The organism is Rhodopila sp., from assembly GCF_965276935.1.
Lineage (GTDB): Bacteria > Pseudomonadota > Alphaproteobacteria > Acetobacterales > Acetobacteraceae > Rhodopila.
Map to the genome: position 1 here is coordinate 375,421 of NZ_CBDIBS010000004.1, position 15,056 is coordinate 390,476.

General features: G+C 63.5%; 12 protein-coding genes and 1 tRNA gene. 7 read left to right on the forward strand and 6 right to left on the reverse strand.

What is annotated here, in order from left to right; genetic code table 11:
- The first annotated feature begins 98 nt into the window (after positions 1–98).
- From ACQY4S_RS18105 to ACQY4S_RS18130, 6 genes are all read left to right on the forward strand, one after another.
- Positions 99–947 carry a tetratricopeptide repeat protein gene (locus ACQY4S_RS18105; RefSeq protein ID WP_428486624.1) on the forward strand — a complete coding sequence of 283 codons (849 nt, stop codon included), beginning with the start codon at positions 99–101 and terminating at the stop codon, positions 945–947.
- Positions 948–1,179: 232 nt separating this feature from the next.
- A complete protein-coding gene (gene tilS / locus ACQY4S_RS18110) occupies positions 1,180–2,463 on the forward strand; it encodes a tRNA lysidine(34) synthetase TilS (protein WP_428486625.1) in 1,284 nt (427 codons plus the stop codon).
- Positions 2,464–2,642: 179 nt separating this feature from the next.
- Positions 2,643–4,571 (forward strand): ATP-dependent zinc metalloprotease FtsH, encoded by a 1,929-nt coding sequence (gene ftsH, locus ACQY4S_RS18115; protein WP_428486626.1) that lies wholly within the window; start codon positions 2,643–2,645, stop codon positions 4,569–4,571.
- A gap of 136 nt (positions 4,572–4,707) precedes the next feature.
- Positions 4,708–5,685 (forward strand): aspartate carbamoyltransferase catalytic subunit, encoded by a 978-nt coding sequence (locus tag ACQY4S_RS18120; RefSeq protein WP_428488449.1) that lies wholly within the window; start codon positions 4,708–4,710, stop codon positions 5,683–5,685.
- On the forward strand, positions 5,675–6,946 hold the full coding sequence (locus ACQY4S_RS18125; RefSeq protein WP_428486627.1) for a dihydroorotase: 1,272 nt from the start codon (positions 5,675–5,677) through the stop codon (positions 6,944–6,946). Before ACQY4S_RS18120 ends, ACQY4S_RS18125 begins: the two co-directional genes overlap by 11 nt.
- A gap of 48 nt (positions 6,947–6,994) precedes the next feature.
- Positions 6,995–7,381: a DUF3574 domain-containing protein gene (locus ACQY4S_RS18130; protein ID WP_428486628.1), complete on the forward strand. Its 387-nt coding sequence runs from the start codon at positions 6,995–6,997 to the stop codon at positions 7,379–7,381.
- 109 nt (positions 7,382–7,490) lie between these two features.
- Here the strand turns inward: ACQY4S_RS18130 and ACQY4S_RS18135 are convergent, their stop codons facing one another.
- The 4 genes from ACQY4S_RS18135 to selA form a co-directional block, all read right to left on the reverse strand.
- On the reverse strand, positions 7,491–8,516 hold the full coding sequence (locus tag ACQY4S_RS18135; protein WP_428486629.1) for an OmpA family protein: 1,026 nt from the start codon (positions 8,514–8,516) through the stop codon (positions 7,491–7,493).
- A gap of 179 nt (positions 8,517–8,695) precedes the next feature.
- On the reverse strand, positions 8,696–9,763 hold the full coding sequence (locus ACQY4S_RS18140) for an OmpA family protein (RefSeq protein ID WP_428486630.1): 1,068 nt from the start codon (positions 9,761–9,763) through the stop codon (positions 8,696–8,698).
- A gap of 184 nt (positions 9,764–9,947) precedes the next feature.
- Positions 9,948–10,043: transfer RNA gene (locus ACQY4S_RS18145), tRNA-Sec, on the reverse strand.
- 19 nt (positions 10,044–10,062) lie between these two features.
- On the reverse strand, positions 10,063–11,415 hold the full coding sequence (gene selA / locus ACQY4S_RS18150) for an L-seryl-tRNA(Sec) selenium transferase (RefSeq protein ID WP_428486631.1): 1,353 nt from the start codon (positions 11,413–11,415) through the stop codon (positions 10,063–10,065).
- 154 nt (positions 11,416–11,569) lie between these two features.
- Between selA and ACQY4S_RS18155 the strand changes: the two genes are divergently transcribed.
- The gene (locus tag ACQY4S_RS18155) at positions 11,570–12,088 is read left to right on the forward strand and encodes a GNAT family N-acetyltransferase (RefSeq protein WP_428486632.1); all 519 of its coding nucleotides are present in this window, start codon (positions 11,570–11,572) and stop codon (positions 12,086–12,088) included.
- A 42-nt stretch (positions 12,089–12,130) separates the two neighbouring features.
- Here the strand turns inward: ACQY4S_RS18155 and ftsZ are convergent, their stop codons facing one another.
- Both ftsZ and ftsA read right to left on the reverse strand, forming a co-directional pair.
- Positions 12,131–13,675: a cell division protein FtsZ gene (gene ftsZ / locus ACQY4S_RS18160; RefSeq protein ID WP_428486633.1), complete on the reverse strand. Its 1,545-nt coding sequence runs from the start codon at positions 13,673–13,675 to the stop codon at positions 12,131–12,133.
- A gap of 70 nt (positions 13,676–13,745) precedes the next feature.
- Positions 13,746–15,047 (reverse strand): cell division protein FtsA, encoded by a 1,302-nt coding sequence (gene ftsA / locus ACQY4S_RS18165; protein ID WP_428486634.1) that lies wholly within the window; start codon positions 15,045–15,047, stop codon positions 13,746–13,748.
- Positions 15,048–15,056: the final 9 nt, after the last annotated feature.

Consider the following 15,056-nt stretch of genomic DNA (forward strand, 5'->3'; position numbering starts at 1 on the left):
GTCGCATCTGCCATCAGGTAGCCGCGGTCATGTATCATGGTCGTAATCACCCATGAACTTTTGAGGAAGCGCGTATGCGGTCCAGTGCTCGATCCTTCTTGACAGCAAGCCTCCTGCTCCTGGTTTTCGAAGCAAGATGGCCGGCGCATGCCCAGGTCGACAGCCGAGAGGGTATCGCGCTGCAGAACCAGATCTACCAACTGCGCCAGGACCTAAAGGCGTTAGAGGATCAATCCGCCCGCGGCGGATCACGTGCGCCAGCCTATAATCCGCCCGCGCCGCAATACGGTGGCAGCGACATTGTCGCACAGCTTCTGACCCGGGTGGACGCGCTGGAAGACCAGGTTCGCCAGCTTCGCGGACGGATCGACGAAACGCAGAACCAGCTACAGCGTCAGAATGATGACCTGAACAAGCGAATCGATGATTTGGCGTTCCAGGTGAATCCGCAAGGCAACAATCCGCCGCCGGCAAACGAGCCTGCCGCGGGGCCGCCGCCACGCGCGCTGCCAAGCCAAGCCCTTCCGGCTACGCCGCCGCCTGCCGCTCGTTCGTCGGGGCCTCGCACGCCTGAAATTGCCTTGCAGGAAGGTAACGCGGCGCTGCACCGCCGCGACTATCAGGCAGCGGAAGCCGCGGCGCGGGAGGTCCTGGCGAATCGCACGTCGCCGCGCGCCTATGACGCCCAGCTTCTGCTCGCCCAGGCGTTATCGGGCGAGCGACAATATGCGCAGGCGGCGATCGCCTATGACGATGCTTACAACCGGTCGCGCAAGGGAACGCATGCCCAGGATGCCCTAGTTGGCCTGGCGAACTCGCTCGCGGCGATCAACGAGAAGAAGGCGGCCTGCGACACGCTGACCCGCTTAAGAACCGAGTTTACGCAACCGCGCGCGGATATTCGTGACAGCGAGGCGGTGATCAGCCAAAAAGCCGCCTGCCGCTAGTGGTCCGATCCTGACGCTTGGTTTCCAAGCGTTAGGTGAATCGGCCCACCAAATCAAAGCCTAGTGGATAAATTCAACGGATCTATCCGTTGGATTTTAGCCACTAGTGTCCTGGGTCAGCAGTTCGCTATAAAGGGCGATTGGTGCAGGTTGATCCAGGAGTCGCGACCTGCTTGTCCCCTACGTCCGTCACAAGATGCGACCAACTTCGGGGGCAGGACAGTGGCGTGACATGACAGAAGCGCCTGCCTCGGCACTGGACGGAGCCTTCGCCGCGGCGATGGATCGGCTGGGGCCATTCGAGCCGAAGCCCGCCCTGAGCGCGGCGGTATCCGGCGGCGCCGACAGCACGGCCCTGGCGCTTCTGGCGCATGATTGGGTCCGTCAACGCCAGGGGAGGTTGCTGGCGCTTGTCGTCGATCATGGTTTGCGGCCGGAGTCCGCGAGGGAAGCTCAACTCACCATCGATCGCCTAGGCTTGCTCGGCATTGCGGCTATCCTGCTGCCGCTGACAAACCTGCGTCGGGGGCCGGCGCTGGCGGAGCGGGCGCGGATCATGCGCTATCAGGCGTTGGCTGCTGCCTGCCGATCCGATGGCTCGGTGCATCTGCTGCTTGGCCATCACGCGGCGGACCAGGCGGAAACCATGATGATGCGCGTGTTGAGGCGCAGCCTGACGCACGGCCTGGCGGCGATGCCGGCGGCATTGGAAACCCCATGGGTGCGCCTGCTGCGGCCGTTGCTGACCATCGATCCGGACGCGTTGCGCCGGTGGTTGCGCGACCGCGGCATCGGCTGGACGGAAGATCCGTCCAACCACGACCTGCGGGCACTGCGGCCGCGGCTGCGACATCGTGCAGCAAGACATATGTCTGGTGCCGGAATGGCGGAACTGACCGCGGCGGCTTGCGCGGTCGCTAACCAGCGCGCGCGTGAGGAGGCTGCGACCGCCGCGGAACTGGCACGGCGCGCGACGATCCGGCCGGAAGGTTTCGCGCTGCTTTCGCCAGGGCGGATCAGTGCCGGCGCGCTTGCCAGCCTGGTTCGCATGATTGGCGGCGCTCTCTACGGACCCAGCCTGGCACGGATCGACGACCTTGCTGCGTGGCCCCGGCCGGCGACACTTGCCGGGGTGCGGATTTTGCCGGCCGGCCGGATGGGGGCGGGTTTCCTGCTGGTTCGAGAGGACACCGCGGCCGCGGACCCTGTCGCGGCGCAACCCGACATGATCTGGGACGGTCGTTTTCGGCTGATTGCCAACGACATTCCCGCCGGAGCAACCATCGGCAAGCTGGCGGCGGACGCAACACACTTTAGACGGTGCTCGTCCCTGCCATCCGCTGTTCTGCGGACCCTGCCGGCGCTTCGGTACGGCAAAACGCTGGCGGCGGTACCCCATTTACGATACGCTGTTGATAACGTATGGGGAGGGAAGACAATCTTGTTCGAACCTGGGAAGCCGTTGGCTGGTTCGTGCTTCGTACCCACATCATGCGTGATGGACCGGCCGGCGTAGAGCATCCTGGCATAGGCCCATCGTCACGGACGCGATTTTCGACGCCGAATGAAGCATCCCGAGGGGGTGGGGGTGCAGGGTTCATCCTCACACCCCATGTTAAAGTGATAACGCTGCCTTATGTCGTGGATAAATGTGTGGCAAGCCCCAAGTCGGACTGAGAACGTGAGCAACATCATATGAGCAATTTTGGCCGTAACCTCGCGCTATGGGTGATCATCGCCCTGCTGCTCGTGGTACTTTTCAACCTGTTCCAGCCCGGCGTCAGCCATACCAACTCGACCCAGATTGCATATTCCGACTTTATCTCGGAAGTGAATTCCGGGCGAGTGCGCGATGTGGTGATCCAGGGACGCACGGTGTCCGGGCAGCTTAACGACGGGCGGACCTTCCAGACCTATACGCCGGAAGATCCGGCCCTGGTGAAGACCCTGACCGACAAAAGCGTGCGGGTGATCGCCAAGCCGGAAGACAGCGACGTCAATCCGCTGCTGCATTACCTGCTGTCGTGGTTCCCGATGCTGCTTTTGATCGGCGTCTGGGTCTTTTTCATGCGCCAGATGCAGTCGGGCGGCGGCCGGGCAATGGGTTTCGGCAAGAGCCGAGCACGCATGCTGACCGAAAAGCAGGGTCGCGTGACGTTTGAGGATGTGGCTGGCATTGATGAGGCCAAGAGCGAGTTGCAGGAAATCGTCGAGTTCCTGAAGGACCCGCAGAAGTTCCAACGCCTCGGCGGCAAGATCCCGAAGGGCGTGCTGCTGGTGGGTCCTCCCGGCACCGGCAAGACCTTGCTGGCGCGGGCGATCGCGGGTGAGGCGAATGTGCCGTTCTTCACGATTTCCGGCTCCGACTTCGTGGAGATGTTCGTCGGCGTCGGCGCCTCGCGTGTCCGCGACATGTTTGAACAGGGCAAGAAGAACGCGCCCTGCATCATCTTCATTGATGAAATCGATGCGGTTGGGCGGCATCGTGGCGCTGGTCTGGGCGGCGGCAACGATGAGCGTGAGCAGACGCTGAACCAGATGCTGGTCGAGATGGACGGCTTCGAGTCCAACGAGGGCGTCATCCTGATTGCCGCGACCAACCGGCCGGACGTGCTGGACCCGGCGCTGCTGCGCCCCGGCCGGTTCGACCGGCAGGTCGTGGTTCCGAACCCGGACGTGAACGGACGCGAGAAGATCCTGCGTGTGCACATGCGCAAGGTGCCCCTGGCATCGGACGTTGATCCGAAAGTGATCGCACGCGGAACACCTGGATTCTCCGGTGCCGATCTGGCCAACCTGGTGAACGAGGGCGCGCTGCTGGCGGCACGTCTGGGCAAGCGAGTCGTGGCGATGGGGGAGTTCGAGGCCGCCAAGGACAAGGTCATGATGGGAGCCGAACGCCGGTCGCTGGTGATGTCCGAAGCCGAAAAGCGCATGACCGCCTATCACGAGTCTGGCCATGCGCTGTGCGCGATGCATGAACCGGAATGTGATCCGGTGCACAAGGCGACCATCATCCCGCGCGGTCGCGCGCTGGGCCTGGTCATGAGCCTGCCAGAAGGCGACCGCTACTCCAAGTCAAAGTCGAAGCTGTTGTCCGAGCTGACCATGGCGATGGGTGGCCGTGCGGCGGAAGAGATCATCTTTGGGCCGGACAAGGTCTCCAACGGGGCTTCCGGCGACATCAAGATGGCCACGGATCAGGCTCGCCGGATGATCACCGAGTGGGGCATGTCGGACAAGCTCGGCATGATCGCCTATGGCGACAACAGCCAGGAGGTGTTTCTGGGCCACTCGGTTACGCAGAACAAGAACGTGTCGGAAGCCACGGCGCGCGAGATCGACGCCGAAATCAAGTCAATCATCGATCGAGCCTACAACAAGGCTCGGCATCTGCTGACCGAGAATGTCGAAGAGCTGCACCGGCTGGCGCGTGGTTTGCTGGAACACGAGACCTTGTCCGGTGACGAAATCCGCACCGTTCTGCGCGGTGAGCCGGTGATCCGCAAGGTTGTCGACGAGCCGGCACCGGAGTCGCGCAGAGCCTCCGTCCCGACAGCGGGACGTCCCGCTGCTCCGACCCCACCGGCGGGTGGAGCGGCACCGGCGCCTCAGCCGAGCTGACGCGTTCGGGTTTGTGTGCAGGTTGGATGGCGGCTCTCGGGCCGCCATTTTTTTGGCACCATCTGCCGAGGCTCAACCTGCCTTGCAGCCGGTTGGCAGGCCTCGACAGGACAATCCACCGGCAGGAGCACCGCCACTGGTTGACGCCTCCCGCATGATGCTGCAACGAGGTCGCGTGTTCTACCGGCAGAAACATCTTCTGGCGATCGAGGGGCTGGAACCGCCGGCGATCAGCCAATTGCTCGAGCTGGCGGAGAGCTACGTGCTGCTCAACCGGTCCGGCAAGACACAGCGCGACCTGCTGCGCGGGCGCACATTGATCAATCTCTTTTACGAGGACAGCACCCGCACCCGCACCAGCTTCGAGCTCGCCGGCAAGCGTCTGGGGGCCGATGTGATAAACATGTCGGTGTCCACTTCCTCGGTCAACAAGGGTGAGACGCTGATCGATACGGCGACCACCTTGAACGCGATGCACTGCGACCTGCTGGTGGTGCGCCACGATCAGTCGGGTGCACCGAACCTGCTGGCGAGGATCGTTGATGCCGCGGTGATCAACGCCGGCGACGGCACGCATGAGCATCCGACTCAGGCGCTGCTGGATGCGCTGACGATCAAGCGTCACAAGGGCTGTATTGCCGGACTGACCGTGGCGATCTGTGGCGACATAGCGCATTCGCGCGTTGCCCGCTCCAACATCCATTTGCTGACGACGATGGGCTGCCAGGTTCGGGTGGTTGGACCGCCGACATTGATACCCGCCGAGGTGGCCAATCTGGGCGTGACCGTCTTCCACGACATGGCTGCCGGCCTGGACGGGGCGGATATCGTGATGATGCTGCGGCTGCAGCGGGAGAGGATGTCGCGCGGCCAAGTCCCGAGCGGGCGGGAATACTTTCGCTTTTATGGTCTGGACTGGGAGAAGCTGGGCTATGCGAAGCCCGACGCGCTGGTGATGCACCCCGGCCCGATGAACCGGGCCGTGGAGATCGACAGTGCCGTAGCCGATGATCCGTTGCGCAGCCTGATCCGGGAACAAGTGGAGATGGGGGTCGCTGTTCGCATGGCGGTTCTGGACACGCTGTCGCGGGGCCACGGCCGCAATGAACCCTGACACGTTGTTCACCGGCGCCCGTATCATCGGCGCCGGCGTCGATCTCGTTGGCGACCTGCTGGTGCGAGATGGTCGGATCGCCGACTTCGGTCTGTCTCTTGGCCGACCAGACGGCGCGAACGTGATCCACGCGGACGGCGCGATTCTCTGCCCGGGCCTGGTTGATATGCGAGCTACGCTGGGCGAGCCCGGTTTCGAGTATCGGGAGACAATCACGTCGGCGGCGTCGGCGGCGGCGGCCGGCGGGATCACGACGCTTGCCGCCCTGCCCGACACGCAACCGGCGATCGACGATCCGGCACTGGTGCAGCTTCTGCGGACCAGGGGTGAGGAGACCGGAAGTCTAACAATCCTGCCGTACGGCGCCGTCACCCGTGGCTGCCGCGGTGAGGAACTGGCCGAACTCGGTCTGCTGCGCGAAGCCGGCGCCGTTGCCTTTACCGACGGATCAAACGCGATCGGCCCCGCCAGGCTGATGCGCCTTGCCTTGTCCTACGCCAGCGGCTTCGGCGCGCGGATCGTGCAGCATCCGGAAGAACCGTCCCTGGCCGCCGGCGGTTCGGCGACAGAAAGCGAACAGGCAACAAGGCTGGGACTTCCAGGCATTCCGGCGGCGGCCGAACCGATCATGGTGGCGCGTGACATCAGGCTGGCCGAGTTGACCGGCGGCGCAGTACATTTTGCTCACGTTTCGACCGGCGAGGCCCTGGCACTGATCCGCCGGGCGAAAGATTCGGGTCTGTCCGTAACATGCGATACCGCGCCACCCTACTTTGACCTGAACGAGACCGCGATCGGCGATTTTCGTACCTATTCCAAGTTATCTCCACCGTTGCGTAAGGACCATGATAGGCGAGCGGTGGCGGCGGCCTTGGCGGATGGCACGATCGATGCGGTGGCATCGGACCATCAACCGCGCGACGCGGACGACAAACGCCTGCCGTTTGCTCTCGCCTCCGCGGGCGGCTCCGGCCTTGCGACGCTACTGGCGGTGACGCTGACGCAGGTTCACAACGGGCTGTTGTCGCTAACCGCTGCCATCGCGCTGCTGACGTCCCGCCCGGCGGCACTGCTGGGCGTCGAGTCAGGGCGGATCGCCAAAGCGGCGGTTGCCGATCTGTGCCTGTTCGAATCTGACCGTATCTGGAAGGTCGAGGCCGGCAAGCTACCTGGCAAGGCACAGAACACGCCGTTCGATGGGCGGCCGTTGGAGGGCGTGGTTGTGGGAACCTGGAAGCGTGGCAAGCGCGTGTTCGGCTAGATGGTGCGAAGCACGGCTTCAGTTGTCAGGATGGTCTGCCTCGCCGCCATGATCGCAGCCCTGACGGGATGTATCACGCCACCCAACGCCGTATGCTCGCCCGGCCTAGGGCCGCCGATGCTAATGTTCGACCTGTTCTTCGGGCGCGCCATCGCCGGACGGAGTGACCTGACCGAAGGCGAATGGCAGGACTTTCTGGACGACGTGGTCACGGTGAACCTACCGAACGGCTATACGGTCGTGGACGCATCCGGCGCCTGGATGAACCCGATCACCCATAAGACGATCACGGAACCCAGCCGCGTGATTTTGGTCGCCATGCCTGAAACACCTGACAGCCTAGCCGCGATCAACCGGATCAGGACGGCCTATCAGATACGCTTTGACCAGCAACTGGTCGGCATGACGGTCGCACGGGCCTGCGGCTCGTTTTAACGGCGCAAGAAGAACGTTATCGGGCTGTCCGGCTGATGTGTTCCGCGCTTAGCCAAAATGGAAGGGGCACCCGAGGGTGCCCCAAATCATTTTATCGAACCGGCTGCAATTACCGGATGATGATTTCGACGCGCCGGTTCTGCGGCTCGCGGACACCGGGCCCGGTCTGCACCAGCAGGTGGGTTTCGCCAAAGCCCTGGATCGAGATCGCGGCCTTGGGCACGCCATCCTTGACCAGTTCAGCGGCGACCGCCTGGGCACGCCGGATCGACAGGCCCTGGTTATAGGTGGCGGTGCCGGACGTGTCGGTATAACCGTTCACCTCAAGCCGGGTGTATTGCACCTTGGTCGAGTTCGCTGCCGCTTCCGAGACGATCTGGCGGGCTCGCTCGGTCAGCACGGCCTTGTCCCAGTCGAAGAACACGAGGTAGGAGCGGGATACGGGCGATGCCGGAACCGCAGCCGGCGCCGCGGGGGGCGGCGGGGTGGCGGCACCAAAGGTGTAGCGGAAGCCAACTGTGATTACGTGATTGTAATCATCAGCCATAATTCGCGTTCCGGAAATGCCGGCGTTTGGGTAACGGCGTTCACTTCCCAGTCCAATGAAACGATAATCCGCCGTCAGCGCCAAACCGGGCGCGGCTGCGATCGGGAACGCCGCGCCAATAATACCCTGATAGGCCCAGGAACCCTTGGTTGAGTTGCTGGATGTAATTCCGGCGGCATGCAGATTATTTTCATTTGCCCATAAATAGCCGACACCCGCGCCGATGTATGGCTGGACTTGGGGAATGATTGGAAAGTCATAGAGCACGTTTACCATTGGGCCAAACTTCTGTTCATGGCCGCCAACGTTGACACCGTGAAAGCTGTTGTAGCTGTAAAAGCCTTCCAACTCGGCCCGGAGGCCATTACCCAGCCCGTAGCCCAGGCTCAGATCGAAGGCTGGACCGACCTCAGGTTTAAGGTGGGCAGTGCTGGAAAAACGCGGTGCGGTAACCTTCTCAAGTTCATTCTGCATGATGTTCACGCCGGCGCCACCGCCGATGTAAAGCCCGGCGACCGGCTGCTGCGCGTTTGCCGCGACTGGCAGCGCCAGGACTGTTGCAGTCACCACTACTTTGCGAAACTTCACCTATACCTCCCTCAGCTTGTCAACCAGACGCAACGGGCCGACCGGTGCCGCTTGAAACGGCTTTCTTGCCGCAAAAATTTCAAATTCACTACGTTCAGGCAGATAGAACATCGCGCTTCCAGTCAAAATGAAAGGGGCACCCGAGGGTGCCCCAAATCATTTTATCGAACCGGCTGCAATCACCGGATGATGATTTCGACGCGCCGGTTCTGCGGCTCGCGGACACCGGGCCCGGTCTGCACCAGCAGGTGGGTTTCGCCAAAGCCCTGGATCGAGATCGCGGCCTTGGGCACGCCATCCTTGACCAGTTCAGCGGCGACAGCCTGGGCACGCCGGATCGACAGGCCCTGGTTGTAGGTAGCGGTGCCGGACGTGTCGGTATAACCGTTCACCTCAAGCTGGGTGTACTGCACCTTGGTCGAGTTCGCTGCCGCTTCCGAGACGATTTGGCGGGCTCGCTCGGTCAGCACGGCCTTGTCCCAGTCGAAGAACACGAGGTAGGAGCGGGATACGGGCGATGCTGGAACCGCGGCCGGCGCCGCGGGGGGCGGCGGGGTGGGGGCACCAAACCTGTAACGAAAACCGATCAGGATGGTATGGTTGTAGTCGTTATTCAGCCTAAGGCTTGCTGGCAATGTCCTGGCGCCGACCGTCTCGGTGCCAGGATAGGTACGGTCGCCAGCCAGACCCATGAAACGGTAATCCGCCGTCAAGTCAAGTCCAGGCACGGTCTTGATCGGGTAAGCAACACCAACAATTCCCTGGTATGCGAAATCGCCCTTGGTAGCGTTCTGTGCGCGAGAAAGGGTGTTACCCGACGTGGCGTAAACGTTTCTTTCTTGCACCCACTGCCATCCCGCACCCACGCCGACGTAAGGATTCACATAAGGTTTCAGGAAAGGAACCAGAGCGCTGATGTCATACAGGACGTTGACCATGGGTCCGAATTTTTGTTCCTGGCCACCGGCCCCGATGCCGCGGAACGTATTGTAGCGATAGTCGCCCTCGATCTCAGCCCGCAGCCCGTTGGCAAGGCCGTAGCCCACGCTCAGGTCGAACGCCGGCCCGACCCTTGGCTCAAGCCTGCCGCCGAAGGTACGCCCTCCGCCCGTTATCTGGGCGTCCTCATCGTGCATGATGTTCACGCCGGCACCACCGCCGACATACGGGCCGGTGATAGGCTGGGCCGTCGCTGCGATCGGCAGCGCCAGGATCGTCGCGGCCGCAAGCATACTGCGGAAACTCATTCATTCTCTCCTTGAGCTCATCAACCGGGCGAAACGGGCCGAGCGCGTCGTGCGTGGAAACCGGCTTTTATTCGCTGAAATAATCATAGCGACGCTGGTTGGTGATGACGAGAGGCGATTGGTTGATCCAGACACACTGTTGCACCAATGCTACAGGTTGCGGATTGGCATTTTTCGCTGGTCCTGGCGGAAGAGAGCAGGAGTCGAACCTGCCCGGGACCGCTTGGCAGCCCCAACCGGGTTTGAAGTCCGGCCGGCCCACCGGGGCCGGTTCTCCTCCAGCCGGGAGTATCAACCAGTCAACGAAGCTGAGCAATGAACGCCGCTTCATCGATCGGCTCCAGACAGCGGCAGTCCAACAACAGGCGTCCCTGAGCGATCCGGCCGATGACCGGGCGAGGCAGGCCTCGCAGACTTGAAGCGAGGTTTTCCAAGCCGCTGCCGCCGATCGAGGCGGCCACGGAGGGCAACAGACCAACCGGCAGTGCTCCTGAGCCGATCTGGCTCTGGCAAGGCTGAAGCCTGACATCGCGGTCTGGCCAGCGGTCGGTCAGAACAGGCGCAATGCGTTCGGCTGTGGCCCTGATCTCAGGCTCCGGCCGCGTCAGCAGGCGCAATACCGGCAGCCTGGCGGTTAGCCGATCCGGATCAAGATACAAGCGAAGCACGACCTCGAGCGCCGCCAGGCGGCCCTTGTCCAGGCGCAGGGCCCGCTTCAGCGGATTGCGGTTGATCATGGTTATCACCTTGTTGTGACCCACGATCAATCCCGCCTGCGGTCCGCCAAGAAGCTTGTCGCCGGAGAAGGTGACAACATCCGCACCCGCTGCCAGGGCTTCGCGCGGCGTCGGCTCGTGCGGCAAGCCGAAGCGGCCGAGGTCAATCAGGCTGCCGCTGCCGAGGTCCTCGATCAACGGCAGCCCCGCATCATGGGCAATGGTGGCGAGCACCTGGGTCGGAACCGAGGCGGTAAAGCCGACGATGGCATAATTGGCCTGATGCACCCGCATGAGCGCCGCCGAACCAGCGCCGACTGCATCCTGGTAATCGCGCGGATGGGTGCGATTGGTGGTGCCAACTTCCCGCAAGATGGCGCCGGACCGGGCCATGATGTCGGGTATCCGGAAGGCCCCGCCAATCTCGATCAGTTCGCCGCGCGAGACCGCGACTTCCTTGCCCAGCGCCAGCGTGTTCAAGACCAGCATCACCGCGGCGGCATTGTTGTTGACGACGGTCGCCGCCTCGGCACCGGTCAGTTCACACAGCAGCGGCGCGATATGGTCATCGCGTTCTCCCCGGCGCCCGGTTCGCAGATCGAACTCCAGCGTCGTGGCACTGCGCAGAGCTTCGGCGGCGGCCTCGGCGGCCTCTGGCGGCAGCGGCGACCGGCCGAGGTTGGTGTGCAGCACGGTGCCGGTCAGATTGAACACCGGACGTTGCGAACGTGCGAAACGCCTCGCCAGCCGATCCGCCACTTCGTCGACGACCTGCGCGGCCGTTGTCTTGAACCGCCGGTCCGTCCGACATTCGGTCAGAACCTGACGCAGCATCGCCGTCACGGCGGTTCGGCCGAAACCGGCCAGCAGCACCTGCGTTTCGGATGCTCTCAGCAGAGCGTCGACGGACGGAAACGGACCGATCTCTTGCACCATGGATGTTCTAACGTTTGCTCGGCAGCATAGTATCTGATCGCAGAGAAGCGTGAGACGCGTAGCGGCCACGTTTCGGCGCGCGAATCAGATACTTCAGGCCAATAGCGACGTATCGCGCTTCTCTGATGCGCGATACTAGGGAGCATAACGGACCATGCCGATTCCGACACTGACCACTGATCGCCTGATCCTGCGAGGCTTCCGGGCCAGTGACTGGAACGCGTTTGCCGAAATGAACGCTGATCCGCGGGTGCGGCGGTCCTTGGGCGGCAGGATCATGAGCCGAGAGGAAACCTGGGCCCAGATGGAGACCTTTCTGGGACAGTGGGCGTTGCGAGACTACGGTGTGTTCGCGCTGGAGGCCGACGGGTGCTTCGCCGGCCGGGTTGGATTGCTGCATCCTGTCGACTGGCCCGAAGCGGAACTGGCATGGACCCTGGCGGCCCGGTTCTGGGGGCGCGGCCTGGCCACGGAAGCCGCCGGCTGCGTTCGCGCGTGGGCCTTTGGCCAGTTCGGCTGGGACCGCCTTGTCAGCTACATTCGGCCGGAGAACGACCGGTCCCGTCGTGTCGCCGAGAAACTCGGGGCGGTTCAGGAGGGCGCGATCACACTTCGGGGCGTCGTGTCAGACGTCTGGGTTCATCCGACGCCAAGTCGAGGCATTATCGTGTGATGCAGGGTGAAGCTGGCGCGCCGCCTGCCTCACCCTGGCCGTTCAGGACGACTGCCGCCGGAGGAACGCCGGAATCTCGATGCCGACATCATCTGTTGCCGATGCCTGGCGTATCGTGACCCTGGGCGCCTCGGGCTGGACCTGTGCGATGGCCGGCTCCCGGCGCAATGGCTGCGCTTGCGCCGCCGGTTCCTGTTGTAGTGTCGGCCGCCGACGGAACACACCCGTTACCGTGCCGAACAGGCTTTGCCGAGATGATTCCGGTTCGGCATGCGCCGGATTGGCCGGCGTTGCGACCGGCACGGTTCGTTGACTGGCGAACAATCCGGGGCGCCCGGCCGGCTGGCTGGCAGCAGTTGCCTGCATCTGAGGCTGGCGCTGCTGAACCGGTCTTGCTGAAGCGGCCGGAGCTGCCGCCTGCGTCTCGACGTTGATCGTTTCAGCTATGTCGGACTGCGGCGACACCTGCCGCAGCGGGGCAGCGGCGTGGGCGTTGACGGTGCCGGGCGCGGGCGTGCCTGCTGGCGCGCCGTTGCGCACGGGAATCGGCTGCGGCGCGGGGGCGGCACCGCCTCCGACGGCAACCAGCTTCGGCCGCGACTGTTCGGCCAGCTTATGCGAGTCGATACCGGTCGCGACCACCGATACCCTGATCCGCCCGGCCAGCGTTTCGTCCACGGCCGATCCGAAGATGACATTGGCTTCCTCATCCACCTCCGCCCGAATGCGGTTGGCGGCCTGATCGACCTCGAACAGGGTCAGATCCTCGCCGCCGGTGATGTTGATCAGCAGGCCGCGCGCGCCGGACATGCTGGTGTCTTCCAGCAGCGGGTTGTTGATCGCCGCCTCGGCGGCAACAATGGCACGATTTTCGCCTTCGGCTTCCCCAGTGCCCATCATGGCCTTGCCCATCTCCGCCATCACGGTGCGGATGTCGGCGAAGTCCAGATTGACCAGACCATGTACCATCATCAGGTCGGTGACGCCGCGCACGCCCATGTAAAGCACTTGGTCGGCCATCTTGAAGGCGTCTTTCCAGGTCGTCCGTTCGGTTGCCATACGGAACAGGTTCTGGTTGGGGATGACGATCAGCGTATCCACGTATTGCTGAAGTTCCTCGATCCCCTGGTCGGCGGAACGGGCGCGGCGGACGCCTTCGAAGCCGAACGGCTTGGTGACGACGCCGACGGTCAGGATGTTACGCTCCCGCGCCATGCGCGCGATGACCGGCGCGGCGCCGGTACCGGTGCCGCCGCCCATGCCGGCGGTGATGAACACCATGTGCGCGCCATCCAGATGGCGATACAGTTCATCGGCCGCCTCTTCCGCTGCCGCCTTGCCGATTTCCGGTTTGGCACCCGCCCCCAGCCCCTGCGTGATATGCGGACCAAGCTGGATGCGTCGGTCCGCCCGACTATGCATGAGCTGCTGGGCGTCGGTGTTGGCGACGACGAATTCCACGCCCTGCAGATTGGCGGCAATCATGTTGTCGACCGCATTGGTCCCGCCACCGCCAACCCCTATCACAGTAATGCGGGGCGAAAAGTCGGTGTGGGTGATCTGCGGGATCATCAGGTTCAGAGTCATTTTGATCTCCCCCGGTTACGGGACGGCTATGTGAGTGGATATTACAACGAATACGTCGATTCGCGGCGGTTCAGACACGTTCCTTCAGAAAATTCACCAGCCGCCGGAACAATCCGACTGGTGGTTCACCTTGCAAATCGATGTCCTGGAAGGTTCGGCCGTCGCCGGCTGCCCAGGACAGCAGACCGGCGGCTGTGGCGAAGGCGGGACCCGAGGCAAGTTCAGGCAGGCCACGCAACGTCGCAGGACGCCCCAGGCGCACCTGACGACCGAGCATGCGCGCGGCCATTTCGCGCACGCCAGGAAGCTGGCAGGCGCCACCGGTCAGCACCACGCGATTGCCGGCCGCCCGCGCCATGCCGGCGCGATCGAGCCGGTCCTTGATGTGATCGAAGGTTTCTTCCAGCCGTGGCCTGATGATATTCACCACCATGCTGCGTGGGACCTTTGCCAGTTGGTGGTCCTCCTCACCCACCAAGGGCACCGGCAAGAGCTCGCGATCATCATCCGGACTGACCTCGACATTGCCGTACAGCGTCTTCAGTCGTTCCGCGTGAATAAGGGTGGTCGACAGCCCGATGGCGAGGTCCCGGGTCACATGCAGGCCACCCATGGCAAGCTGCGCGGTGTGCATGATCTGGTTGTCGGCGAACACCGCCAGGCTGGTCGTGCCGCCACCCATATCAATGATCGTGGCGCCCAAGTCTCGCTCTTCCGGCACCAGGGTTGAAAGCCCTGCCACCAGCGGCGCGGACACCAGATCCTCGATGTCGAGGTCGCAACGTCTGATACAGGCTTCCATGGTGCGCAGCGCAGTCGAGACCGCATCGATTATGTGCAACCTTGTGTTCAGCGTGGTGCAGAACAGGCCGCGCGGATCGACGACATGATCGGTGGCATCAACGGCGAAATTCAGCGGCAGGACATGGATCGCCTCGCGGTCATCCACCTCCGCCCTGCTGCGGCCTTCGCTCACCACGCCGCGAATGTCGTTGCCGGTTATCGCTCGACCGCCGATTGGCCATTGCACGTTGAACAGCCGCGATTCCGGCTGACCACAGGTCAGGTTCACGGTCACCGCGCGCAGGCGGGTATCCGCCATGTCCTCGGCCTGGCCGACGCAGGCGCGGATGGCCTTCTCCGCCGCCTCCAGGTCGGTGATGTCGCCGCTGTTCAGGCCCCTGCCCTTCTGCCAACCGAACCCCAGCACCCGCAACGTCCCGTCGCTTTCAGTCCGGCCGATCAGGCAGGCGATCTTCGTCGTGCCAATGTCCAGCACGCCGAACGGCGCGGTCCGATGATGCCGCGGCGCCTCGAAGTCCAGGGGGCCAGTTTCCGCGGGCGGAAGCACGCGACGAGGATTGTCAGCCATCCGTTCGTG

Bases quoted from the DNA above. Each gene is read 5' to 3' on its own strand.
- tilS (WP_428486625.1), top strand. From the start codon at position 1,180: ATGACAGAAGCGCCTGCCTCGGCACTGGACGGAGCCTTCGCCGCGGCG.
- ACQY4S_RS18130 (WP_428486628.1), top strand. From the start codon at position 6,995: ATGATCGCAGCCCTGACGGGATGTATCACGCCACCCAACGCCGTATGC.
- ACQY4S_RS18125 (WP_428486627.1), top strand. From the start codon at position 5,675: ATGAACCCTGACACGTTGTTCACCGGCGCCCGTATCATCGGCGCCGGC.
- selA (WP_428486631.1), bottom strand. From the start codon at position 11,415: ATGGTGCAAGAGATCGGTCCGTTTCCGTCCGTCGACGCTCTGCTGAGA.
- ACQY4S_RS18155 (WP_428486632.1), top strand. From the start codon at position 11,570: ATGCCGATTCCGACACTGACCACTGATCGCCTGATCCTGCGAGGCTTC.
- ftsA (WP_428486634.1), bottom strand. From the start codon at position 15,047: ATGGCTGACAATCCTCGTCGCGTGCTTCCGCCCGCGGAAACTGGCCCC.
- ftsZ (WP_428486633.1), bottom strand. From the start codon at position 13,675: ATGACTCTGAACCTGATGATCCCGCAGATCACCCACACCGACTTTTCG.
- ftsH (WP_428486626.1), top strand. From the start codon at position 2,643: ATGAGCAATTTTGGCCGTAACCTCGCGCTATGGGTGATCATCGCCCTG.
- ACQY4S_RS18140 (WP_428486630.1), bottom strand. From the start codon at position 9,763: ATGAGTTTCCGCAGTATGCTTGCGGCCGCGACGATCCTGGCGCTGCCG.